Origin of the sequence: Gluconobacter albidus (assembly GCF_002723915.1) — a bacterium.
Taxonomy (GTDB): domain Bacteria; phylum Pseudomonadota; class Alphaproteobacteria; order Acetobacterales; family Acetobacteraceae; genus Gluconobacter; species Gluconobacter albidus.
Genome location: NZ_BEWL01000010.1, coordinates 80,444 through 99,279, shown reverse-complemented (window position 1 = coordinate 99,279; position 18,836 = coordinate 80,444). Strand labels below are relative to the sequence as shown.

The window sequence follows — 18,836 nt, the reverse complement described above, 5'->3', positions numbered from 1 at the left end:
CATGACGTGCCTGAGTGGCCGCACACGCCGCTGCCCAGTTCCGTGGCTTGGCCAGTCCCGCCGCGTGTTCGCCGATGCAGTCGGGCCAGGTGTTGGATTGGTCGGTCACGGGTTCATCCCCTCGGCAGTTGCGGCTTTCAATTCCCGGATCACGGCGTCGGCCAGCGCACCAGCCCGAGCCATCTCCTGCGCATCAGGCCGCTTGCGTTCCGGCTCCCTCGGCTTTTCGGCGAGGGCGAGGATCTCCCGCAAGCCAGTGACCTCGGATCGGATCTGCTCAGCGAAAGGCCGGAGATGCGCGTAGAGTTCGCCTGGTGCGGGCCAGCGAGAACCGACGGGATAGCCGTTGCGATCTGCCTGCCGGGTCCATGCGATCCGGGTTTCTGGCGTCCAGGCGCCGTCGGGGATGTCCGAGCAAACCTCGGCAAAGACTGCGCAGATTTCACCGGACGGGACCGGAGCGTTCGACACCAGCGTTGCGAGCTTGGCCAGCCAGGTCTTGATCCCCTCGAACGGAGGCGGGTTCGCAGCAGCCTCGGCCATGGCGAGCTGCTGACGGACCGCTGCAAGGCGATCGGGCGTCAGGTCGGACCGCCAGAGATACCCTTCGCGCTTTGCCGAGATCAGGGCCCTGAGGTCGCCGCTTGCCGGGACGTAGCCGGCAGCCTTGGCGGTGGCCCCACGGTGGATTTTTGCGATGTCTGCCATGGTCAGTACCCCTCCAGCATCACGCCGGATTTCCACGCATCCGCGTTGTCGGCCCGTTGCTGCGCCTTGCTCGGGGCAGCCTGCGACCGCATCCCGTCCTCACGCCGAACCCAGTTCCGCCACGTCGCGTCCCAGTCGGCCTTGCAGCCCTTGGCGCCCGGCACGCCGAGCCAGTAGTCGCGGAAGACCTCGGCCGTCCGGATCGGATCGACCTGATTGGCCTCGGCGAACTGGACCTGCTCGGGGGTTGGCTGCCAGTCGGCAGGGAGGCGGGAGGCCCGTTTCGGCTTTTCCGATTTCGGTGCGGGGGCGGGCAGCGCGTCTGCGCGCTCTCCCTCTGAGCGAAGCGAAGAGGTATTACCTTCTTCCTTTCTTACCTTCCTACCTTCTTCCCTTCTGTTTTCGAAATCCGCGACCGGTACAGTACTGGTACGCGACTGGTCGCCGTTCTCGACCGTTTCCGTGGCTTCTGATCCTGTAGCGGTATCGTTTTTCTTACGCTCTTCCTTGCTCAGAACGTGTACCGTCCCTGCATATTCTCGTACTTCCGGGGGCATCGGACAGAACCGATCTGGTTTCTGTGCCCGCTGCCACTTGCCGAAATTGCGTACCGCTCCGAACCTTTTACCGTCCGCGTCATATTCCAGTACGAGATTGCTACTGGACAGCTCTTCGAGCAGTGCGGCCACATCGACATTATCAGCAGGGAAGATCCGCATCTTGAGGGTGAGGGGTTTCCATTCGAAACCACCGCCATCGTCTGCGTGATTCCAGATCCCCATAATGAGGACGCGAGCGGCCATGGACAGCGTGGCGAATGCTTCGTCCGTCCAGAGGCCAGGGTGAATGCTGCGAATGCGTGCCATCAGGCCATCACCTCCCCACGCAAAGAAATGCCCTCACGGGACAGGAAACTGATCACGTCATCCAGGCAGCGGCACACGGCGACAGGCGCGCCCGTGGACTTGAGGCGCTTGTGCAGCGCCCGCTGTTCCTTTGAGACGGTGCCCGTAGGCGTCTTGATCTCGACGTAGAGCGTGCGGCCTGCGTGCGTGAACTGCATGTCCGGCACGCCCGCGATGCAGCCGCGCGCTTTCCGTCGTGCGCCTTCGCGCTGTCCGTTGCGTCGGTTCTCATTGCTCCAGGCCACGACGTCCTCAGGCAGAAGGATCTGCATGGCGCGCCAGATGTGGGTATGGAGCCGGTCTTCTTCGTTGCTCATGGCGTCACATCCCAAGTGCACGGCGGTAGACGTCGAGCAGCGTTTCCTGCTCTTCCACGTCCGCCGGTTCCTGCTTCCGGATCCGGATGATCTGCTTGATGACTTTCACGTCGAAGCCCGCGCTCTTGGCCTCCGAGAAGATGTCTTTGATGTCGCCTTGGAGAGCCTTGCGTTCCTCTTCCAGGCGCTCGACACGCTCGATGATGGAGCGCAGACGGTCCGCAGCGATGCCGCCCGTTGCGGCAGAGTTATGGTCGGATGGGAAATCAGACATCAGCGTTCTCCACGAATTCAAAATGAACGGACACGACGCGGCGCAACCCGGCTGCCTTGAGCAGTTTGGGAGAAGGTGCACTGAGGCCGTGCATCACACGGCTTACAAAGGCAGAAGAAACCCCGGCTTTCGCAGCGAAGTCCTTCTGTGAACCCGCAGACATAATCGCGCGGTTAATTGCGCCGAACACATCTGCGGATCGGATCTCGTTGGAGGCGCTCATTTCCGAAGCTCCTCCCGTGCAGCATTGAGCGCGCGCTGATACCGAGCCATTTCAGCCTCAGCCCAAGCCGCCCAGGAATCCCAGTCGCGCCAGAGGATGCGCAGCCATGCGAACCGGTATGACGGGGGAGGGCCCGCGTGATGGCCGAACCCAAACCGGCCTAGTTTAAGGGTGAACCAGGGCATTGTGTGTCCTCACGCGCCTTGCGGCGCTCTGCGACGAGGCGTTCAACCTCGTCCGCAATGGAGTTGCAGGAGGCCATCAGCTCAATCAGCGCCTCGATGTCGGGCGCGCTTGATCCTGAGAGCCAATTCTTCGCAGTCCGGGGCGTCTTGTTCGACGCGCGGGCCAGCATCTCTTGAGCAAACCGGTACGGCTTGAACTCGCGTGCGATGACGTCGAGCAACGAAGCGCGGATCGGGCGGACGGCCGCGCTCACCGTGGCCCTCCTTGTGTCTGAAAAGGACCAACGTTGGTCTGTCTTGGGCCAAGCATTACGCATCGGTTTTCTCCATTCTCTGCCATGTCACTGAGCAGAGAAGGAGCAACCACGATGGAAGGAGACGCGCCCCAGACACCACAATTCGAGATCGATGCGGACACGCCGCATCTAGCCGTTGCACTGTGCCGGGATGCCCAGATCTGGGGCGCCCTGCACAGTCGGCAGCCGCAGGAGGTCAAGGACCACCTGGCGCTCAAACTGGCGATGTTGATTGGAGCGGACATCTGGGGGTGAACTCAGCCGTACACGCCGATAAGCGGGCGAGGGGTGCGAGTACCGAAGATGGCGCGGCTTGCTTCAACGGGATCGGCGCCAGATTGAATGTCGCGGTCGAGCCTCGACAGCAGACTGAAAGGAGCTAACCCTCCAATCCATGACGGTGCCACCTTCCTGGCTTGCGCCTTGGCCTCTCTGCGCAGAGCATCCCGAACGGCCTTTTCCCGTTGTGCTTTCCGGATCTCCGCAGCGGTTTTCCGGGACTTGGCCCGGGCAACCGTCGCGCCACGGACTTTCATCGCGTCCCGAACCGACCATCCCGAACAGCCGTAAACGAGGCCAATCTGGCTATAAGAAAGACCCTCACGCCGCATCTTGCGCACGTTTTCAGTCTCGACGGTCCAGTTAATGCCGACACGTTTGCCGTGAGGAGCCATCACGCGACCCTCCCGGCAAAATGCGCACAAATGAACGCGACGAAGGACAGGGCGCAGAAGGCGCAGGTCAGGAGGTCAAGCATTGGCTGGCTCCTTTGCGGGCAAAAAGTCATTGAAGGTGACTTTCCCCGCCGTAAATTCTGAGATGCGCTGGATTACCGGGAGTGCTGGAGTGCGCTCATGCTTCAGGTACCGATATACGGTCCTGATGCGGTGGGGCCCGGTCACGCCAATGGCATCGGCGAGATCCGAGACGGTAACGCCTTCTTGGCGTCGGTATTCGTCAAGGGTCATGGCCACGAAGATATGGCCGAGGTGGCCAAAGTGTCAATCAATAACGGCCATCATGGCCATATATTTTTTAAGCCAAATATGGCCAGACTGGACACATGACCGACGAGACCCCAGAAAGCCGCGTTCAAGAGATCCGCTTAAGGCGTGAGATGAGGGCGGCAGACGTCGCACGTCGCGCCAATATGGACCCATCAACCTACAACAAGATCGACAAGGGCAAGCGCGGAGTGTCTCCGCAGTTTGCGAAACCGCTAGCGCTTGCGCTTGGAGTAGGGCGGCTGGATCTCCTCACCGAAATTGGTGCGCCCATCTCCTTCGAGGAAATCGAGGAGCCTGCGCCTGCTTCAGTTAGGGTGGCCGGAGACACACTCAACGTACCTGAAATCGACGTCACCCCTCAAGCCGGGATGGGCGCCGTGGTCTCAGATATTGTTGAGCACCAGCAACCCATTGATCACTGGAGCTTCCCGCGAGCACTGGTGAGCGCTTTCATCTCTGATCCGTCGAAGCTGACGATTATCCGGGTGGCCGGCGACAGCATGGAGCCGGATTACTGCGCCGGAGATCGCATTCTGGTCGATACCGGACACACCACGCCGTCACCGGCTGGCGTCTATGTGCTTTGGGACGGCCTGGGTGTCGTCTTGAAGCGCGTGGAAGTTGTGATGGGATCAGAGCCCAAGCGCATCAGGATTATGAGCATCAACCCCGCATATCCGGCCTACGAGCTGGCTCTTGATGATGTGCGGATCAACGGCCGTGTCGTTGGGAAGTGGACTTGGAAGTGAGGGTAGGATGAGTGATCAGCAAAGTAACATCAAAGATATTACTCCAGAAGAAATCGCAACTCTTCCATTTGCAAAATGGAAGGGAAAGCTGGACCTCGGTGGGAACGAGTTAGATTGCTATGTTTTAGGAGATGGCCGTCGTGTGGTCTCCTCTGGCTCAACAACAAAGGCCATAGCAAATATCGAACGCGGAAGTCTGCAGGATTATATAGGACAGAAGGCGCTTAACCCGTTTATAAACCTAGAGAAAATCCTGCAGGAAACCATTAGATTCACAATCCCTGGAACGCAATGGGTAGCAATTGGAATTACCACAGAGCATTTTGAGTTAATTTGTCGGGGCTATGTACAGGCCCTTTATCAAAATGCGAGCGGCTTAACAGAACGACAGAAGGAAATCGCAATACGTTGCGCGGTTCTCACCGCAGGTCTCACGCGTACTGGCCTAGATGCTCTCGTTGATGAAGCAACTGGTTACCAATATGAACGTGCAGAAGATGCACTGCAGGTAAAGCTTCGCGCTTTCATTGCTGAAGAGCTCAGAAATTGGGAGAAAACTTTTCCAGACGAGTTATGGGAAGAATTCGGACGTTTGACCAACTGGTCTACGCCACTACAAAGTCGACCAAAATGGTGGGGAAAACTCGTCACAGAATTAATATATGATACGCTAGATCCAGATGTGGCGACATATCTCAAAGAAAATAAGCCAGAAAAAGGAATTCACTGGCATCGGCAATTGACAGAAAATGTGGGCGTCCGTGCTCTCGTTTCCAGGTGTTGGGAGGTCGTAGGGTTAGCTAAATCTTGCAGTGATATACGAGAATTACGAGATAAAGTCGCAGAACATTATGGACATGAGATCGTTCAGCTTTCGCTCTCATTGCCGAAATCGAAATAAATTATTTTACCCGGCTCCGGTCGGGTTTCTTTTTACCCCAATCGAACCGCCACGACAGACAGGCTTTGAATAATCGTCACCCATCAAGGAGACGACTATGCCCTACACTCGAACTGGCTGCGGCCAGCCACCAGCACCGCCGCCAAGCCCTCCCGGACCACCGCACCCCAATCCATACCCACCGACAGGTGAGGGGCCGCCACCCATGCAGGAACCGCCCCAGCCAGTAAGCTGACAGAGACCCGGTGAGAGCCGGGTTTCTTTTTGTGAAAATTTATGGCCACAAAAATATGGCCACGATGGCCAAATAGATGTTGACGGGCTGGCCATAACGGCCATAAGGTTCTCTCACACCGCACGAAGCGGCGAGGGAGAACCACAATGGCGAACCTGCCTGACAATTTCTCACAGAGCGCGTTTGATGCCCGCTACGGCGCTGGCAACACGGCTCTGGACGACGAATACGATTACCTGCGTGGATTGCAGGATGCGTATGACGCGATCGACGTTCTGGAAGATCCGAACGACGATCAGCTTTCCGAACTGCTGGCCCTTGAAAATCAGATCGCAGACCAGCGCATCACCATTTCGATGATGGAGGATGCGTGATGGCTCAGGTCCTCGAAAAAGCCATCAGCGACATGCACGCGGCCCGCAACTTCATGATGCGCCCGGACGTCGCAGAAGCCCTCAAGCACCTGAACTCTGATGAAGTGTTCGACGTGAAGTTCAAGCTGGCCCGCTCGGCAATCAATCTCCGACACGAGATCAACGCAAAAGCCCTCGAAACCGCCTGACCGGCAAATAAACCCAGGAATTTCTGAAATGCGTGAAACAGCAAACGCCCGAAGTGCGTCTGGCGAACTGGAGTTCTTTCCGCCTGCGGTACGGCGGGAGATCCTGAACCTTGAGAGCCTGATCACCTACCACAGCAATCAGGCGATCATTGCGCCGCTGGAGAATGACCGGCGCGTGGCTCGGGACGTGAAGACGTCCGCACTGACGCGGCTGAACGAGATCTACGAGCGCCCCGACGTGAAGCAGATCATGCGGACGCTCGGCGCGGTGCAGGCCGGTCTGGCTTTTATCATGATGGAAACGCGGGGGGTGGCATGAGCCTTCGCATTTACACCGATCTGGAGCAGGGCACGGACGAATGGCTGCAGGCGCGCTGCGGCGTTCTGACGGCAAGCGTGATCGGCAAGCTGCTGACCCCGACAGGGAAGGCCGCCAAGAACGAGACCGCGCGCCGACTGGTTCTGGATCTTCTGGCGCAGCGCATCAGTGGCGTGGTCGAGGAAGTGCCTCAGACCTTTGCCATGCAGCGCGGCCATGAAGACGAGATCGAGGCCAAGCTGCTCTACGCGCAGAACATCGCGCCGGTGGCGGAAGTTGGTTTCATGACCGAAGACCGGTTCGGCTTCACGATTGGATACTCGCCAGATGGACTGGTCGGGCAGGAGGGTCTGCTGGAATGCAAGTCCCGCGCCCACGGCCTGCAGCTCGGGGTGATCTGCGGCGGAGAAGTCCCGGTCGAATACATGGCCCAGATCCAGACCGGACTGCTCGTCTCTGGCCGGAAGTGGCTCGACTTCATCAGCTTCCCGGCCATGGGCGGCGGCAAGATGATGATCCGCCGCGTCTATCCGGATCCAGTGATGCAGGACGCGCTGATTGATGCCGCGATGGCCTTTGAAGGCGAGATCGCAGCCAAGCGCGCCGAATACGAAACAGCCCTGAAAAGCCCTGACCTGCGGTTCCTGGAAACGGAACGGCGCAGCATGGAAGAGGAGATCGTTCTCTGATGGTCGATCTGTCGAAAACCATTATTGCCAAGTCGGATCAGTTGAATGCTGACGATCTGATGGGCGGCCCGCTGACAGTGCGCATTCAGGATGTGCGCGAAGGCAACGCAGACCAGCCGATTGCCATTTTCTACGATGGTTGCAACGGCAAGCCTTACTATCCGTGCAAGTCGATGCGCCGCGTTCTGGTGAACGTCTGGGGCAAGGACGGGAAGACATATGCGGGGAAGGGCATGACCCTTTTCCGTGAGCCATCCGTCAAGTTCGGTGGCATTGCGGTTGGCGGCATCCGCATCAGCCACATGACTGACATCACGCAGGATACGCCGCTGGCGCTGCAGGTCACGCGCGGCAGCAAGAAGCTCTACACGGTCAAGCCGCTGCGAGTTCGGCAGGAGCCGCCGAAACAGGCATCCGGCGATGCGTGGACGCCTTGGGTCAGCCGCTGGGTTGCTGCCCTGTCTCAGGCGCCGACCTTGGTGAAGCTCGAGGAACTGACGGCAAACGAGAAGTACCGGGAAGGGCTGGAGAAGCTTTCTGGCCGAGAAGACCCAAGAGCACTGGAGCTGCAGAACGCGGCAACGCAGCGGGCTGAAGAACTGATGAAGGCTGCTTCTGAAGAAGCAGATGACATGGTGCCGGCATGACCCACCCCCGCGAGATCAACGAGGACCTGAGCGACGTGATTGCGCGCTCCCTCCTCATGGAGCGGATCGAGCGTGCGGCGGCCCTGCCGTGCCTCTCCGACCTCCGACACGACGACAACGAAATCCGCCGTGAGAGCGGCCTGCTGAATGCAGAGAAGTGGAGCGCGTGATGAGTGAAGCGAAGTTTACGAAGGGTCCGTGGGCGTGGTTCGGGAACGCCAATGGCAATCAGGTTTACCTTGCGACGACCCACTCAGGACGTAGATACGTCATGCAGTTCCGTCGCTGGGGGATGCGTGGCGCACAGCCAGTATTCCAGCCAACTCAAGGAATGGTTGAAGCCAAGAATCTACTCAAATTCGAAGTTGGCGATAGATCAGTCACCGGCGTGGATGAGGCAAAAGCAAATTCGTCTGTTTACCGGACGGATATTCGCGGCATTGCTGCCCCGGACGCCCACCTAATCGCCGCTGCGCCTGAGCTTTATGAGGCTCTGCGCATGGCTGCGAAAGATCTGAACACGGCTGCGCATTTGCTACCGGACATTGGCCCAGCTCTTCTTGAAACTGTGAAGCAGGCGCATGCCGCCCTCGCCAAAGCCCGAGGTGAAGCATGACCTCCCAAATTCCCACCCTGATCGAGGCGCTGGCCCTCGTGATCCTGCTCCACCTTGCGGCCGGCTCGCGGCCGGGGAGTGTTTGAGATGATCCGGCTTCTCAGGAAAATCCGCCGGTTCTTCACAGAGCCAGACGCGGGCCATGACGAAAATTTCGACGATTGGGCACAGAGGATTACGTGGTGATGACCCAGAAAGACCCGACCAATCACCTCGGCCTGAACGATGGCCGCTGGCACGAAGTCCAGTCCCACCATGCCGGGCTATCCGCACCGGACTACGAATTCCGCTGGTCAGGCACCGGACGGCAGATCCGTGACGTGGCAGCCAGCCGGAGTGCAGCAGAATGACGCAGGAACAGAACGTGCGGACGCGGGATGAGCAGGTGATAGCCTTGGCTAAGGCTATTGGTCCGGAAAGGATTTTCCATCTGCTTAACCAATCCTATCAAGAAGAAATCTGCCAAAGGGCTTGGGCCCACATTGAGGAAGCCGAAGCCCGAGGCGCGGAAGAAGCGCGGCGGGTGGATGCGGTGGCCAGCTTGCGGCCAATGTCGGAGGCAAAAAAAGACAGATCCCCGATCCTTGCCAAGATCCATGATGATCTCTTTCCGCGCCTTCGCCCTGAACGCGCAGATTTGAAGCCGTGGAATGGAAGATGGGTTGTCGTGTCTCATCCCGGCATCCCCGAAGATGGCTTTGATATCGGATGGGGTGTGGCCGCTCCCGTTGGCTATGGCGGTCTCCCTGATGACTGGTTCGTTGGATGGAAGCCCATTGAATGCCCCGCCAACGTCGCCGCGCTGGAGGCGAGGGTGAAGGTGTTGGAGAAGGAGCAGCCCGACGCCGTATGGGCGGTCCTAACAGGAAATACCTCGTCAGACCCAAAATTGCCGAGTTGCCGCTTGAGCCGGCTTTTTCAGGAGGGCGACACTTTTCCCCGCTTCAAGCAGGCCGCCGAGGAATTCGGAATTGAAGTCATTCTGAAATCTGATGAACGGGAGGAAGAAGACTGGGACAAAGAGTTATCGGCTGAAATACTCGCGCGATTTGACCAGCGTGGAGACCTGATCGCGGATGGCTGGTCATTTGTGGATGTCTGGGATGATGAGGACGGTAATATCATCCGTCTGTTCGCGCGCCCGATCCGCGCCGCCCTCACACGCGAGGGAGGGGAGTGATGGGATTTTGCAGTGAGAAGTCAGTAACGGCCCGGAAAAGGCATCAGTGTGATGCGTGCCTGAAAATTATTGAACCCGGCGAAACATATCTTCGGGTCGCTGGCGTATGCGATGATGGTTTCTGGAACGGGGCCTATCATGCTGATTGCCGGGAATGGGAAGTTAAACTCAACCACGAGAACACCGACCGCTTTCCTGACGAATGGTACGCCCTACATGAGCACATCTTCGAAGGATCTATTGATGTTCTGGACGGTGCTCCTCAATCGGTAAGAGATCGTTTCAAGCCCGCAGGAGGCCCGGCATGAGCGGGCGGACGGATACGGAGCTTTTGAACTGGCTTGAAAGGCAGGGCGAATTCGCAGTTCTTGATAGTCATGGTGAAGAATACCCCATTGACTGGGTATGTGCTCGCAATGCCCGTCAGGAGATCAAGGCAGCCATGGACGCGGAGGAGCGGGGATGAGTGAGACACTCGAAGAAACCCTGACCTTTCAGGATGTGCTGAACCGCCTCAAAGGCCGCGTCGGACGCACGAAGCTCCGCGAGCACCTGAACCGCGTGCGGGACTTTCATGGAGGCCCCACGCATCGTCGCTGGGGTCACCGCATCATCTTTTACCCGGCGGATTTCAAACGCCTGCTGCTGAGCCTGGAATGTCACTCAAACTCGTCAAACGTGCCAGATCGGAAACCTACTACGTTCGCGGAACTGTCAAAGGACAGAGCATTTACGAAAGCTCAGGAACTTCTGACCTCGAGCAAGCGGAAGAATACAGGGCGAAACGCGAGGCCGAACTATGGCAAGAAAGCATCTATGGCAAGCGGTCCGTTGTAACCTTTGCCCATGCGGTCTCTGCCTATGCTGAGGCAGAGCCGCGCTCCGAGGCAACCAAGGCCTATCTGCGTCGTCTGCTGGACCATTTCGGTACCACGCGTCTGGCAGACATCGACCAGATAGCGCTCGACCAAGCCTATCGGCATATTCTGCGCGATGGAGCCGAAGCCAGTCCTGCCACAAAGGTCAGGTCTGTTCTCACGCCTCTGCGGTCCGTTCTGGAATTTGCCGCTGTTCGGAGATGGTGCGAGCGGCCGGCGTTCGACAAACCGCGCATTCCGATAAGCCGGACGGTTTATCTCAGGCCCGAGCAGGTGACGAGCTTGATCGATAACGCAGCGCCACACCTGAAGCCACTACTGGTCTTTCTGTTCGGAACCGGTGCGCGCATGTCAGAGGCTCTCGAACTGGACTGGTCCTGCGTGGACCTAAGGGGAAGGCGGGCCGTCGTCTGGCAGAAGCAAGGGAACGAGCGGCATATCGATCTGCCGCCTCGCGTCTGTGCATCGCTGGCATCTCTGCCCAATCGAGACGGCCGCGTGTTCCGTCCGGTCCGTGCCCGAAAGTCGAGAAACGGGAAGGGGAGGGAAATCGGTCAGGCGTACTCGGAAAACGGACGCACTAGCGGTGGTCAGATCAAATCCGGATGGTCGGTGGCTTGTCGCAAAGCGGGTCTGCCGGGGCACATGCGCGTCTGGATACCCAAGGGGCAGGAGAAACCAAAGAGCGTATTCGTTCCGGACGTCACTCCGCATGATGCCCGTCACACCTGGGCAAGTTGGCAATACTGCCTGCACAAGGATCTGATGCGCCTCAAGGCTGACGGTGGATGGGGTAACATCACGACAGTCACCCGTTACGCCAAGGTGATGCCGGAGGCTTACCGGGCCGAGATATTGGAATGGCTAGGCATCAGGGATTGAGCTCACCGCCCCCGATTCGCAGGAGTACGCAGATGCAGAGAAGAGTGCACGGATTTTGCACGGATTTGCTCGGTCACATCCGGCTTTATGTGGCACGAAGCGGCTCTAAGCGACCCAGACTAATCAGCCCAATGGACTGAAGGGATCACCAGAAACTCTATATTTTCAATGAGTTATCACCGGACCGAGTGGTGGGCGCAACAGGGATTGAACCTGTGACCCCTACCATGTCAAGGTAGTGCTCTACCGCTGAGCTATGCGCCCCCGGTCCGGTGAGGTGGCTTTTAGATGCGTCTGCAAAACCTTGCAACCCCCCTTGAGGCAGAATATGAAAAATTATGAAAATTTCTTCGCCTCTAACATCTTTCAAGGTAGATTATCCCCGGAATACCGCCATTCCTGTCATTGTGTCTTCACCACATTCCGGGCGGTTTTATCCTTCTGATTTCCTCAGTAGTGCGTCCCTGTCTCTTTTCGAACTTCAGCGGATTGAAGATCGGTTCATGGACCAATTGCTGGAGGATGCTCCCGATTTCGGGGCGACCTTGTTGAGCGCAAATTTTTCCCGCGCTTGGTGTGACGTGAATCGGGACTGGCGCGAAGTCGATGGAGAAATGTTTAACCCTGTGCCTCCCGAAGATGAGGTTATTTCGAGCGCCAAGGTACAGGCCGGGTTTGGAGTTATTCCGCGCTGCATTTCACAAGGACGTCCGATCTACAGGCACCCTCTGGAACTTTCCGAATTAAGGAAAAGAATTTCTACAGTATGGTTGCCTTATCATGAAGCTCTTGATGCTCTTCTAGAGGAAACAAGCCAGCGTTTTGGCTATGCTATCCTTCTCGACCTGCATTCAATGCCGAAATTACCATATGCACGTTCATGCGACGTCGTACTTGGAGATCTGCATGGCAAAAGTTGCGATCAAAACATAATTGATAAAATAGAAAATATAATAAAGAATAAATATCACTCGGTTCGCAGGAATATTCCTTATTCTGGTGGGTATATTACGCAGCATTACGGAAGGCCGGAAAGGAAAATTCATACTGTTCAGATAGAAATATGCCGGTCTCTTTATCTGAACAGCGCGACCCTTCAGCCAGGGGGCGGTTTTATGGAAACAAAGCAGAATATGCGGCATTTTCTTGCCGCCATATCGGACTGGCTTTTATAAATACTCGAGGACTGTCCTGTATTGACGCATCATTTTTCTTGGTGCGCGCAGGTTCGCTTCGCTATCGCCAGACTGCCGCTTCCAGGCTGTTTCCGTCGATGAAGCAAAGTGCGTCTTTCCACTGGAAACACTAAGCGCTCCCTGTGCCGACAAGGCGGGTCGGTACAGGAAATTGTGGATTATCACCGGATCAAACTGGATGGAGGCAAAAAAAACAGCGCTGTGAGAGCGCTGTTTTTTTTGCCTCAGAACCCTCATGACATTGAGTAATGGAGACTTGTGATGGTCCAGAATTTTACGCCACTCTGGAAATCCGCAACAGATACGTCGGATATGATTGGTCTGGTCAAATCTCCTCAGATTGCCAGCGCGCTTGGTAACAAGGTCGATGCAGATGGCGGTCAGTCCATCCGACAATCAATCCAGTCCGGCGCGCTTGATGCGTCCAGTACGCTTGATGGTGTGACAGTTGCGGATGTGCTGGCGGCCAGCAGTCAGGCACAGGTTTCTTCAGTGGCGCAGTTCAGGGCGCTGCAGAGCGCTCCCGTCGCGGTTACACTCACATCGTGGGACGGGACGGCACAGACGCGGGGTGCGGCCGGCATTTTCCTGCAGGCACCTGACGGGTTGGTGGCAGACGGGGGCGTGGTCATTGCAACGGCCGGGGCCGGAACCTATCGCCGTGTTTTTCAGGGCGGTGTGGACCCGGCCTGGTATGGTGCGATCGGAGATGGCACCTCACACCCGGCTTCAACGCTCTTTACCACGTTGGCAGATCTGCAATCCGTTTTCCCCAAGGCCTATAGCCTGTCGCAGGAAATGGACTGGCTGGCCGTGCAGGCTGCTTCGCTTTCAGGGTATGGGGTTTCCAGCCCAAAGCGGGCCTATATGATGTGCAACAGCGCGGTTGCGTCCGATGACAATCCGCTCGTCTGGATCCCTGGCATTACATTCGGGTCATTTGGCGGGTCGACCTTAGATTTCACCACGCTGAAAACTGCCGCGGATACACAGGATTTCGTGACGAACGGCACGTTCACCGATACCAGCGGGGCAGGTTGGTCGAACGCCACGGTCTATCCGGCAATGCAGATCACGGATGCAACCTTCACGACGGGCGCTGCCATATTTACGGATCCTGCTGCTCACGGAGCATGGACGGGAACAGTCTCGGGTGGTGTCATGACCGTGACCGGGTTTTCCGGCAATCCCGCACTGGCGGTAGGGTCTGTCGTTTATGACGTTAATGACTCACTCGCTTCGGGGACGACCATTACGAAGCTTCTGACAGGCATGGGGGGCGATGGCACTTACCAGATATCCGATAGCACGGCGTCCATCGCCACTGCGGTCGCCATGTCGAATTCGACCGGTCATTATGGACAGTTCGGTCAGAAGCTCACCTTGCCAGCCGGAAACTACATGCTGGACGTCCAGTATGAGGTCACGCTTGGCGCATCGTATGCGAACGGAAACGGGCAGCCGGGAAATGTTGGGGTTTCGTTCAGTGCAAACAGTCCGGGTTCTGGAGCAAATCCCTGGAACAACAGTGTTTCCAAGGATACCGGGTGGCCTGATCCTGCCGTGGAAGGTAAGATTTCGTTTGCCTTCAATGTCGCGGAAGCTGGCAGTGCCTGGCTGACGATTTCGGTCTCGGGGTATATCAACGTCCGGGTCAAGAGCGTCTCCGTGAAGGCCCTGCGCTGGAACTGCGCCGTTCTCTCCACCCGCGATGGTGCACTTGAACACTATCCGAACAATGTTCTGATTGAAGACGCGGCCATTCTTGGACCAACGGGTGACGTTGGGCTGACAGGCGTGTTTTACAATTCATTCCAGAATACGGATGGTACGATCCACAATTTCAAGGATTTGTCCATCCAGGGGTTCGGGGTCGGAATTGACTGGCGTAATGGGGCCTATCTTGCGGAGTACTGGAACTGCTCCGTAACGTCCTCTGCGCTGTACGCGCTCCAATTCCTCGCAGGCAGTGTCAACGCGGGTGAGAATTTCCGTTGGTATGGTGGCAGTCTGGGCAATTCGGCTGGGATTGTGTTCAATCCAGGCGGAGCTGAAATGACGTTTTATGGAACGTCTCTGGATTATTCGGACCAGATTTTCATCCAGAACACCGGCCGCATCGAGATGCATGGGGTGCATTGCGAAATGTGGGGACCGCAGGCCGAGAACAAGCCGCTGTTTCATTGTACCGGAAGCGGATATCTGGGGTGGTTCGGCGGGATGATCCTACTGGCGGGAAATTCAGCGACCTATAAGACGCCACCGGTCTGGATGGAGCAAAACCTCTCACAGATCTGTTTTTACGGCACACAGCTTTACAATCTGACAAGTGCGGATGGTCGGGCGGGTTACGGTTCCGGGTCGATCAAGACCTTCAACATGCTGAATACCGGCAACCCCAATGTCGGGACGTTCATCAACGGTACGTCCGATCGGCTGGGACTGGCAGGGAAGTTTATCCCGCAGTCCAAGTCCGTATTGTGTCGGGACGGAATTGGACTGGCGGGCGGTCTGTATTCCGATAACTCCGCTGCGGTCTCGCAGTGGGTGTCGGACGGTGCATCGGTTGCCATGACCACGGCCTATACCGTCAACGGCAATCCTGCTGCGCTTGCGGTCACGACCCAGGGTGGCGGCCGGAACGACCGTGTCGTGCTCTGTATCCCGATCGATCGCTATCAGTCCGGCTTTTTCAATATTCAGTGCCTGTTTCCCTACGACCTGACACAAAGTGGCAAGGTTGTATCGACGAATTCGCAGTCGGCAGCTTACTCGGATGATGTCTTTCCGCTCTATGCGCGGGCGTTTTACGTGTCGATCGTGGGCTATGACGCCTTCGGGAGACCGAATTTCGGGGCACGGGATCTGTTCGCGGGGGAAGCGGATTTCAGGATTCCAAAACAGGGCTGCACCCAGTGGATGGAGGCCGGTTTCGCGTGTGCGTATCTCGGACTGCCATCGGCGGGGACAGGAGAGGATGACATTTCACTCGTCGGTGCGGGCGGGGCACCATCTTTTGCGACGCATATCGCGATTGTTCTCGATAGCGAAAGTCTGCCTGCCACCACCTATTATATCGGTGAATTTGGCGGTTCCGTCTTCTGACGGCACCGTCGTGAGTGTCTGATACAGGGATCGCCTGACACGCCACAAACAGGATGTCCGGCGATCCCTGAGCAGCCCTCAGGGGGAGAAAACTGTACTCTGGAAATCGAGATTGGCGATATCAGTTAACAATCTGGGTCCCATGGGCTGCCAGTTCAGGCGCATTTTTGTCTTCTCGCTGGAGGCCGTCATGTCTTTGGAGATGAACCCGTTCAGCCATCCAAAATGTGTGGCCGCCTCCTGTGCAGATAAAGCCACAACCGGCAAACCGAGGCGATGTCCGATTGCTTCCGCGATGGATCGGATAGAAACGCCTTCTTCATCTGTTGCGTGATAGCGTGCACCGGGATGCTGTCTTTCCAGCGCGAGGCGGAACACGCGCACCGCATCGGAGACATGGGCGGCGGACCAGCGGTTTGAGCTCCCTTCGATATAGGATGACCGACCGGTACGGCGGGCAAGGTCGATCATGAAGGTTACAAGACCCTGTCGCTGGGTGTCGTGGATCTGGGACAGGCGCACCAGAGAGACATTGGCCCCTCGCTCCATCAGGGCTTCGGCGGTAATTTCGGACGTGACACGCGGGTTGCTGTGTCCGGTATTGAATGTATCTTCATCAGCCAGCTGACCAGCAATCGGTTCACCGAACAGAGTTGTGGAGGTGATGACGAAAGGGCGATCAGAGCCTTCCAGTGCGGCTCCCATGGTTTCGATGGCCCGTTGATCTTTCTGACAGTTGGCAAGATAATTTGAAAAATTGTGGTCAAAGGCCGTATGGATGACTCCATCGCAGCTTTCGGCGCCCACGCGCAGGCTGTTGAGATCTTCAAGATCGCCCCGATGGGCTTCAGCGCCCGCAGCAGCGAGATGTTGTGCTCCTGCGTCCGAACGTGTCAGTCCCACAACCTCATGGCCGGCACCAATCAATTCACGGACGAGTCTGGATCCGATAAAGCCGTTGGCCCCTGTGAGGAAAATTTTCATCAGCTAATTTCCATTGTTGTCTGCTGGGCACCGTGATCCTAATTTTTATCCTGTTACAGTAGTGACGTTATCGTAGTATAAGAATTAACGAGATGACCGTGATCGTTCCCACTTCGCTTGGCGCCTATCTGAAGGACAGGCGAACCCGCCTTGATCCCGCGGCGTTTGGTTTCTCCGGGACGCGGCGTCGCACACCCGGACTGCGTCGGGAAGAAGTCGCGCAACGCGCCAATATCAGCCCGACTTGGTATACTTGGCTGGAGCAGGGAAGAGGGGGCGCGCCCTCGACAGATGTGCTTGATCGTATCGCCAGGGGGCTGTTGCTGACGGAACCGGAACGCGAGCATCTGTTCATGCTTGCGCGCGGTCATGCTCCGGAAGTCCGCTATCGCGTTCCTGATGGAATTACTCCGCGTCTGCAACGTATCCTTGATGCTCTTCAGGACAGTCCCGCAATCGTCAAGACGCCGTTATGGGATGTCGTGGCCTGGAACAGGGCGGCTGCAGCCGTGCTGACTGATTACAGCAGACTGCCGCCGGACCAGCGCAATATTCTGCGGATTGTCTTCTGTACGCCTCGGGTGCGTGAGATGCAGATGAACTGGCCCAGCCTGGCACGATCCGTTGTCGCGGCCTTTCGTGCCGATGCCATACGGGCCGGGGCGTCCTCCGAGGTCGATGAGCTTGTGAAAGAGTTGAGTGCGCGTAGTCCGGAATTTGCTGCACTATGGCAGGATAACGATGTGCAGAGCCACGGAGAAGGAACGAAGTGTCTTCTTCATCCGGATGTCGGACTGATTGAACTGGAATACTCTGGCTTTGCCGTGGATGGACGTCCTGATCTTGGTCTGATCATCTACAATCCGGCCACCCACGCGGACCTGCACCGTATCCGTACGCTGATTGCTAACAGTCAGGCTGACTTTCTCCCATGATGGAGGTCTATTCCGACAGATTTCGCCACAGGTCGACGTTGCCGTCTTTTGCGTAGCGATCAATCGTTGCCAGCTCTGCGGAAGTGAAGTCCAGATTTTTCAAGGAATCCAGAGACTCATCCAGTTGCTGGACATTCTTTGCGCCGATGAGCGCCGACGTCACACGTTCGTCGCGAAGAACCCAGGCGATTGCCATCTGGGCCAGACTCTGCCCCCGCTTGTGTGCAATTTCGTTCAACGCCCGCACATGAGTCAGATTTTCCTCTGTCAGCATTTCTTGCGAAAAGGAAGATCCTGCCGAGGCTCTTGAGCCTTCCGGAACGCCCTTGAGGTATTTTTCTGTCAACAGGCCCTGCGCCAGAGGCGAAAAGGCAATGCAGCCGACGCCCAGCTCTTCCAGCGTTTTCAGAAGTCTGACTTCTATCCAGCGGTTCAGAAGTGAGTACGAGGGCTGATGGATCAGGAGCGGCACGCCCTCGCGCTGGAGAATTTCCGCGGCTTGCTGCGTTCTCTCGGGGCCATAGGACGAGATCCCGATGTATAGCGCTTTGCCCTGACGGTGCATCTGCACAAGCGCGCTGATCGTTTCTTCCAAGGGAACATCGGGCGTCGGCCGATGCGAATAAAAGATGTCAACATAGTCGAGCCCCATCCGTCTGAGGCTCTGATCCAGAGAGGCCAGCAGATATTTGCGTGAGCCCCCACTGCCATAAGGACCGGGCCACATGTTCCAGCCGGCTTTGGACGAAATGATCATTTCATCGCGGTAAGGTCTGAAATCGCGTCGGAGGATTTCGCCGAAGTTTTCTTCGGCTGACCCGTAAGGTGGGCCGTAATTATTGGCCAGATCGAAATGCGTAACGCCCCGGTCGAACGCCCTGCGGATGGTTGCGCGCCCCGTTTCGAACACGTCAACGCCTCCGAAATTATGCCATAATCCCAAAGAGATAAGAGGCAGTTTCAGGCCCGAACGACCTGAACGGCGAAATGCAGCGCCATCATAGCGCGAAGGTGAAGGAAGCCATTCCATGGTGTGATGTCCT

At 57.2% G+C, this 18,836-nt stretch carries 27 protein-coding genes and 1 tRNA gene; 18 read left to right on the top strand and 10 right to left on the bottom strand.

What is annotated here, in order from left to right; translation table 11 throughout:
- Window positions 1-105: 105 nt before the first annotated feature.
- The 6 genes from GAL01_RS11880 to GAL01_RS11850 all read right to left on the bottom strand — a co-directional run bounded on the left by GAL01_RS11880 (window position 106) and on the right by GAL01_RS11850 (window position 2,866).
- A complete protein-coding gene (locus tag GAL01_RS11880; protein WP_062028831.1) occupies window positions 106-708 on the bottom strand; it encodes a hypothetical protein in 603 nt (200 codons plus the stop codon).
- Between the two features lie 2 nt (window positions 709-710).
- Window positions 711-1,574, bottom strand: coding sequence for a hypothetical protein (locus tag GAL01_RS11875; RefSeq protein WP_062028833.1), 864 nt, complete (start codon window positions 1,572-1,574; stop codon window positions 711-713).
- Window positions 1,574-1,930 (bottom strand): VRR-NUC domain-containing protein, encoded by a 357-nt coding sequence (locus GAL01_RS11870; protein WP_145995632.1) that lies wholly within the window; start codon window positions 1,928-1,930, stop codon window positions 1,574-1,576. Before GAL01_RS11870 ends, GAL01_RS11875 begins: the two co-directional genes overlap by 1 nt.
- Window positions 1,931-1,934: 4 nt before the next feature.
- Window positions 1,935-2,204: a DUF2312 domain-containing protein gene (locus GAL01_RS11865; protein ID WP_062028836.1), complete on the bottom strand. Its 270-nt coding sequence runs from the start codon at window positions 2,202-2,204 to the stop codon at window positions 1,935-1,937.
- Complete coding sequence (locus tag GAL01_RS11860) at window positions 2,197-2,427, bottom strand: helix-turn-helix domain-containing protein (RefSeq protein WP_062028839.1); 231 nt, start codon at window positions 2,425-2,427, stop codon at window positions 2,197-2,199. Before GAL01_RS11860 ends, GAL01_RS11865 begins: the two co-directional genes overlap by 8 nt.
- Window positions 2,428-2,587: 160 nt before the next feature.
- Entirely contained in the window at window positions 2,588-2,866 is a 279-nt protein-coding gene (locus tag GAL01_RS11850) for a helix-turn-helix domain-containing protein (protein WP_145995631.1), read from the bottom strand.
- A 114-nt stretch (window positions 2,867-2,980) separates the two neighbouring features.
- On the opposite strand from GAL01_RS11850, the gene GAL01_RS11845 reads away from it, so the two are divergent.
- A complete protein-coding gene (locus GAL01_RS11845; protein ID WP_062028843.1) occupies window positions 2,981-3,163 on the top strand; it encodes a hypothetical protein in 183 nt (60 codons plus the stop codon).
- Window positions 3,164-3,165: 2 nt separating this feature from the next.
- Here GAL01_RS11845 and GAL01_RS11840 read toward each other — a convergent pair whose 3' ends face one another.
- A complete protein-coding gene (locus GAL01_RS11840) occupies window positions 3,166-3,585 on the bottom strand; it encodes a hypothetical protein (RefSeq protein WP_145995630.1) in 420 nt (139 codons plus the stop codon).
- Window positions 3,586-3,762: 177 nt separating this feature from the next.
- Between GAL01_RS11840 and GAL01_RS11835 the strand changes: the two genes are divergently transcribed.
- The 14 genes from GAL01_RS11835 (at window position 3,763) to GAL01_RS11775 (ending at window position 11,573) form a co-directional block, all read left to right on the top strand.
- Window positions 3,763-3,975 carry a hypothetical protein gene (locus GAL01_RS11835; RefSeq protein ID WP_062028847.1) on the top strand — a complete coding sequence of 71 codons (213 nt, stop codon included), beginning with the start codon at window positions 3,763-3,765 and terminating at the stop codon, window positions 3,973-3,975.
- On the top strand, window positions 3,972-4,664 hold the full coding sequence (locus tag GAL01_RS11830; protein ID WP_062028850.1) for a LexA family transcriptional regulator: 693 nt from the start codon (window positions 3,972-3,974) through the stop codon (window positions 4,662-4,664). Before GAL01_RS11835 ends, GAL01_RS11830 begins: the two co-directional genes overlap by 4 nt.
- Window positions 4,665-4,671: 7 nt before the next feature.
- Window positions 4,672-5,565, top strand: a complete 894-nt coding sequence (locus GAL01_RS11825) for a P63C domain-containing protein (protein WP_082790665.1) — start codon at window positions 4,672-4,674, stop codon at window positions 5,563-5,565.
- 381 nt (window positions 5,566-5,946) lie between these two features.
- The gene (locus GAL01_RS11820) at window positions 5,947-6,174 is read left to right on the top strand and encodes a hypothetical protein (RefSeq protein ID WP_062028852.1); all 228 of its coding nucleotides are present in this window, start codon (window positions 5,947-5,949) and stop codon (window positions 6,172-6,174) included.
- Window positions 6,174-6,362 (top strand): hypothetical protein, encoded by a 189-nt coding sequence (locus GAL01_RS11815; RefSeq protein WP_062028854.1) that lies wholly within the window; start codon window positions 6,174-6,176, stop codon window positions 6,360-6,362. Before GAL01_RS11820 ends, GAL01_RS11815 begins: the two co-directional genes overlap by 1 nt.
- A gap of 28 nt (window positions 6,363-6,390) precedes the next feature.
- Window positions 6,391-6,681: a hypothetical protein gene (locus GAL01_RS11810; protein ID WP_062028856.1), complete on the top strand. Its 291-nt coding sequence runs from the start codon at window positions 6,391-6,393 to the stop codon at window positions 6,679-6,681.
- Window positions 6,678-7,370, top strand: a complete 693-nt coding sequence (locus GAL01_RS11805; protein WP_082790666.1) for a lambda exonuclease family protein — start codon at window positions 6,678-6,680, stop codon at window positions 7,368-7,370. Before GAL01_RS11810 ends, GAL01_RS11805 begins: the two co-directional genes overlap by 4 nt.
- Complete coding sequence (locus GAL01_RS11800; RefSeq protein WP_062028858.1) at window positions 7,370-8,017, top strand: hypothetical protein; 648 nt, start codon at window positions 7,370-7,372, stop codon at window positions 8,015-8,017. The genes GAL01_RS11805 and GAL01_RS11800 overlap by 1 nt, the downstream gene beginning before the upstream one ends.
- The gene (locus tag GAL01_RS15750) at window positions 8,014-8,187 is read left to right on the top strand and encodes a hypothetical protein (protein ID WP_156476367.1); all 174 of its coding nucleotides are present in this window, start codon (window positions 8,014-8,016) and stop codon (window positions 8,185-8,187) included. The genes GAL01_RS11800 and GAL01_RS15750 overlap by 4 nt, the downstream gene beginning before the upstream one ends.
- Window positions 8,187-8,633, top strand: coding sequence for a hypothetical protein (locus GAL01_RS11795; protein WP_062028861.1), 447 nt, complete (start codon window positions 8,187-8,189; stop codon window positions 8,631-8,633). The genes GAL01_RS15750 and GAL01_RS11795 overlap by 1 nt, the downstream gene beginning before the upstream one ends.
- A 185-nt stretch (window positions 8,634-8,818) precedes the next feature.
- Window positions 8,819-8,983: a hypothetical protein gene (locus tag GAL01_RS15745; protein ID WP_169926415.1), complete on the top strand. Its 165-nt coding sequence runs from the start codon at window positions 8,819-8,821 to the stop codon at window positions 8,981-8,983.
- Window positions 8,980-9,813, top strand: a complete 834-nt coding sequence (locus GAL01_RS11790; protein WP_099253293.1) for a hypothetical protein — start codon at window positions 8,980-8,982, stop codon at window positions 9,811-9,813. Before GAL01_RS15745 ends, GAL01_RS11790 begins: the two co-directional genes overlap by 4 nt.
- Before the next feature lie 304 nt (window positions 9,814-10,117).
- Window positions 10,118-10,279 carry a hypothetical protein gene (locus GAL01_RS15740; protein ID WP_156476363.1) on the top strand — a complete coding sequence of 54 codons (162 nt, stop codon included), beginning with the start codon at window positions 10,118-10,120 and terminating at the stop codon, window positions 10,277-10,279.
- Between the two features lie 190 nt (window positions 10,280-10,469).
- Entirely contained in the window at window positions 10,470-11,573 is a 1,104-nt protein-coding gene (locus GAL01_RS11775; RefSeq protein WP_062027474.1) for a tyrosine-type recombinase/integrase, read from the top strand.
- A gap of 189 nt (window positions 11,574-11,762) precedes the next feature.
- Here GAL01_RS11775 and GAL01_RS11770 read toward each other — a convergent pair.
- Window positions 11,763-11,837 (bottom strand) — tRNA-Val (locus tag GAL01_RS11770).
- A gap of 74 nt (window positions 11,838-11,911) precedes the next feature.
- Between GAL01_RS11770 and GAL01_RS11765 the strand changes: the two genes are divergently transcribed.
- Together GAL01_RS11765 and GAL01_RS11760 are read left to right on the top strand one after the other, a co-directional pair.
- Entirely contained in the window at window positions 11,912-12,748 is an 837-nt protein-coding gene (locus GAL01_RS11765) for an N-formylglutamate amidohydrolase (RefSeq protein WP_082790607.1), read from the top strand.
- Window positions 12,749-13,030: 282 nt separating this feature from the next.
- On the top strand, window positions 13,031-15,874 hold the full coding sequence (locus GAL01_RS11760; RefSeq protein WP_062027472.1) for a hypothetical protein: 2,844 nt from the start codon (window positions 13,031-13,033) through the stop codon (window positions 15,872-15,874).
- Window positions 15,875-15,952: 78 nt separating this feature from the next.
- On the opposite strand, the gene GAL01_RS11755 is transcribed toward GAL01_RS11760, so the two are convergent.
- Complete coding sequence (locus GAL01_RS11755; RefSeq protein ID WP_062027470.1) at window positions 15,953-16,858, bottom strand: SDR family oxidoreductase; 906 nt, start codon at window positions 16,856-16,858, stop codon at window positions 15,953-15,955.
- Window positions 16,859-16,950: 92 nt separating this feature from the next.
- Here GAL01_RS11755 and GAL01_RS11750 point away from each other — a divergent pair, with 92 nt between their 5' ends.
- On the top strand, window positions 16,951-17,793 hold the full coding sequence (locus tag GAL01_RS11750; RefSeq protein ID WP_062027467.1) for a helix-turn-helix transcriptional regulator: 843 nt from the start codon (window positions 16,951-16,953) through the stop codon (window positions 17,791-17,793).
- 7 nt (window positions 17,794-17,800) lie between these two features.
- On the opposite strand, the gene mgrA is transcribed toward GAL01_RS11750, so the two are convergent.
- The gene (gene mgrA / locus GAL01_RS11745) at window positions 17,801-18,823 is read right to left on the bottom strand and encodes an L-glyceraldehyde 3-phosphate reductase (RefSeq protein WP_062027465.1); all 1,023 of its coding nucleotides are present in this window, start codon (window positions 18,821-18,823) and stop codon (window positions 17,801-17,803) included.
- Between the last annotated feature and the right edge of the window lie 13 nt (window positions 18,824-18,836).

Excerpts from the sequence above, each read along its gene's own strand:
- GAL01_RS11880 (WP_062028831.1), bottom strand. The coding sequence starts at position 708 with ATGGCAGACATCGCAAAAATCCACCGTGGGGCCACCGCCAAGGCTGCC.
- GAL01_RS11875 (WP_062028833.1), bottom strand. The coding sequence starts at position 1,574 with ATGGCACGCATTCGCAGCATTCACCCTGGCCTCTGGACGGACGAAGCA.
- GAL01_RS11870 (WP_145995632.1), bottom strand. The coding sequence starts at position 1,930 with ATGAGCAACGAAGAAGACCGGCTCCATACCCACATCTGGCGCGCCATG.
- GAL01_RS11865 (WP_062028836.1), bottom strand. The coding sequence starts at position 2,204 with ATGTCTGATTTCCCATCCGACCATAACTCTGCCGCAACGGGCGGCATC.
- GAL01_RS11860 (WP_062028839.1), bottom strand. The coding sequence starts at position 2,427 with ATGAGCGCCTCCAACGAGATCCGATCCGCAGATGTGTTCGGCGCAATT.
- GAL01_RS11845 (WP_062028843.1), top strand. The coding sequence starts at position 2,981 with ATGGAAGGAGACGCGCCCCAGACACCACAATTCGAGATCGATGCGGAC.
- GAL01_RS11835 (WP_062028847.1), top strand. The coding sequence starts at position 3,763 with ATGCTTCAGGTACCGATATACGGTCCTGATGCGGTGGGGCCCGGTCAC.
- GAL01_RS11830 (WP_062028850.1), top strand. The coding sequence starts at position 3,972 with ATGACCGACGAGACCCCAGAAAGCCGCGTTCAAGAGATCCGCTTAAGG.
- GAL01_RS11825 (WP_082790665.1), top strand. The coding sequence starts at position 4,672 with ATGAGTGATCAGCAAAGTAACATCAAAGATATTACTCCAGAAGAAATC.
- GAL01_RS11820 (WP_062028852.1), top strand. The coding sequence starts at position 5,947 with ATGGCGAACCTGCCTGACAATTTCTCACAGAGCGCGTTTGATGCCCGC.
- GAL01_RS11815 (WP_062028854.1), top strand. The coding sequence starts at position 6,174 with ATGGCTCAGGTCCTCGAAAAAGCCATCAGCGACATGCACGCGGCCCGC.
- GAL01_RS11810 (WP_062028856.1), top strand. The coding sequence starts at position 6,391 with ATGCGTGAAACAGCAAACGCCCGAAGTGCGTCTGGCGAACTGGAGTTC.
- GAL01_RS11805 (WP_082790666.1), top strand. The coding sequence starts at position 6,678 with ATGAGCCTTCGCATTTACACCGATCTGGAGCAGGGCACGGACGAATGG.
- GAL01_RS11800 (WP_062028858.1), top strand. The coding sequence starts at position 7,370 with ATGGTCGATCTGTCGAAAACCATTATTGCCAAGTCGGATCAGTTGAAT.
- GAL01_RS15750 (WP_156476367.1), top strand. The coding sequence starts at position 8,014 with ATGACCCACCCCCGCGAGATCAACGAGGACCTGAGCGACGTGATTGCG.
- GAL01_RS11795 (WP_062028861.1), top strand. The coding sequence starts at position 8,187 with ATGAGTGAAGCGAAGTTTACGAAGGGTCCGTGGGCGTGGTTCGGGAAC.
- GAL01_RS15745 (WP_169926415.1), top strand. The coding sequence starts at position 8,819 with ATGACCCAGAAAGACCCGACCAATCACCTCGGCCTGAACGATGGCCGC.
- GAL01_RS11790 (WP_099253293.1), top strand. The coding sequence starts at position 8,980 with ATGACGCAGGAACAGAACGTGCGGACGCGGGATGAGCAGGTGATAGCC.
- GAL01_RS15740 (WP_156476363.1), top strand. The coding sequence starts at position 10,118 with ATGAGCGGGCGGACGGATACGGAGCTTTTGAACTGGCTTGAAAGGCAG.
- GAL01_RS11775 (WP_062027474.1), top strand. The coding sequence starts at position 10,470 with ATGTCACTCAAACTCGTCAAACGTGCCAGATCGGAAACCTACTACGTT.
- GAL01_RS11765 (WP_082790607.1), top strand. The coding sequence starts at position 11,912 with ATGAAAATTTCTTCGCCTCTAACATCTTTCAAGGTAGATTATCCCCGG.
- GAL01_RS11760 (WP_062027472.1), top strand. The coding sequence starts at position 13,031 with ATGGTCCAGAATTTTACGCCACTCTGGAAATCCGCAACAGATACGTCG.
- GAL01_RS11755 (WP_062027470.1), bottom strand. The coding sequence starts at position 16,858 with ATGAAAATTTTCCTCACAGGGGCCAACGGCTTTATCGGATCCAGACTC.
- GAL01_RS11750 (WP_062027467.1), top strand. The coding sequence starts at position 16,951 with ATGACCGTGATCGTTCCCACTTCGCTTGGCGCCTATCTGAAGGACAGG.
- mgrA (WP_062027465.1), bottom strand. The coding sequence starts at position 18,823 with ATGGAATGGCTTCCTTCACCTTCGCGCTATGATGGCGCTGCATTTCGC.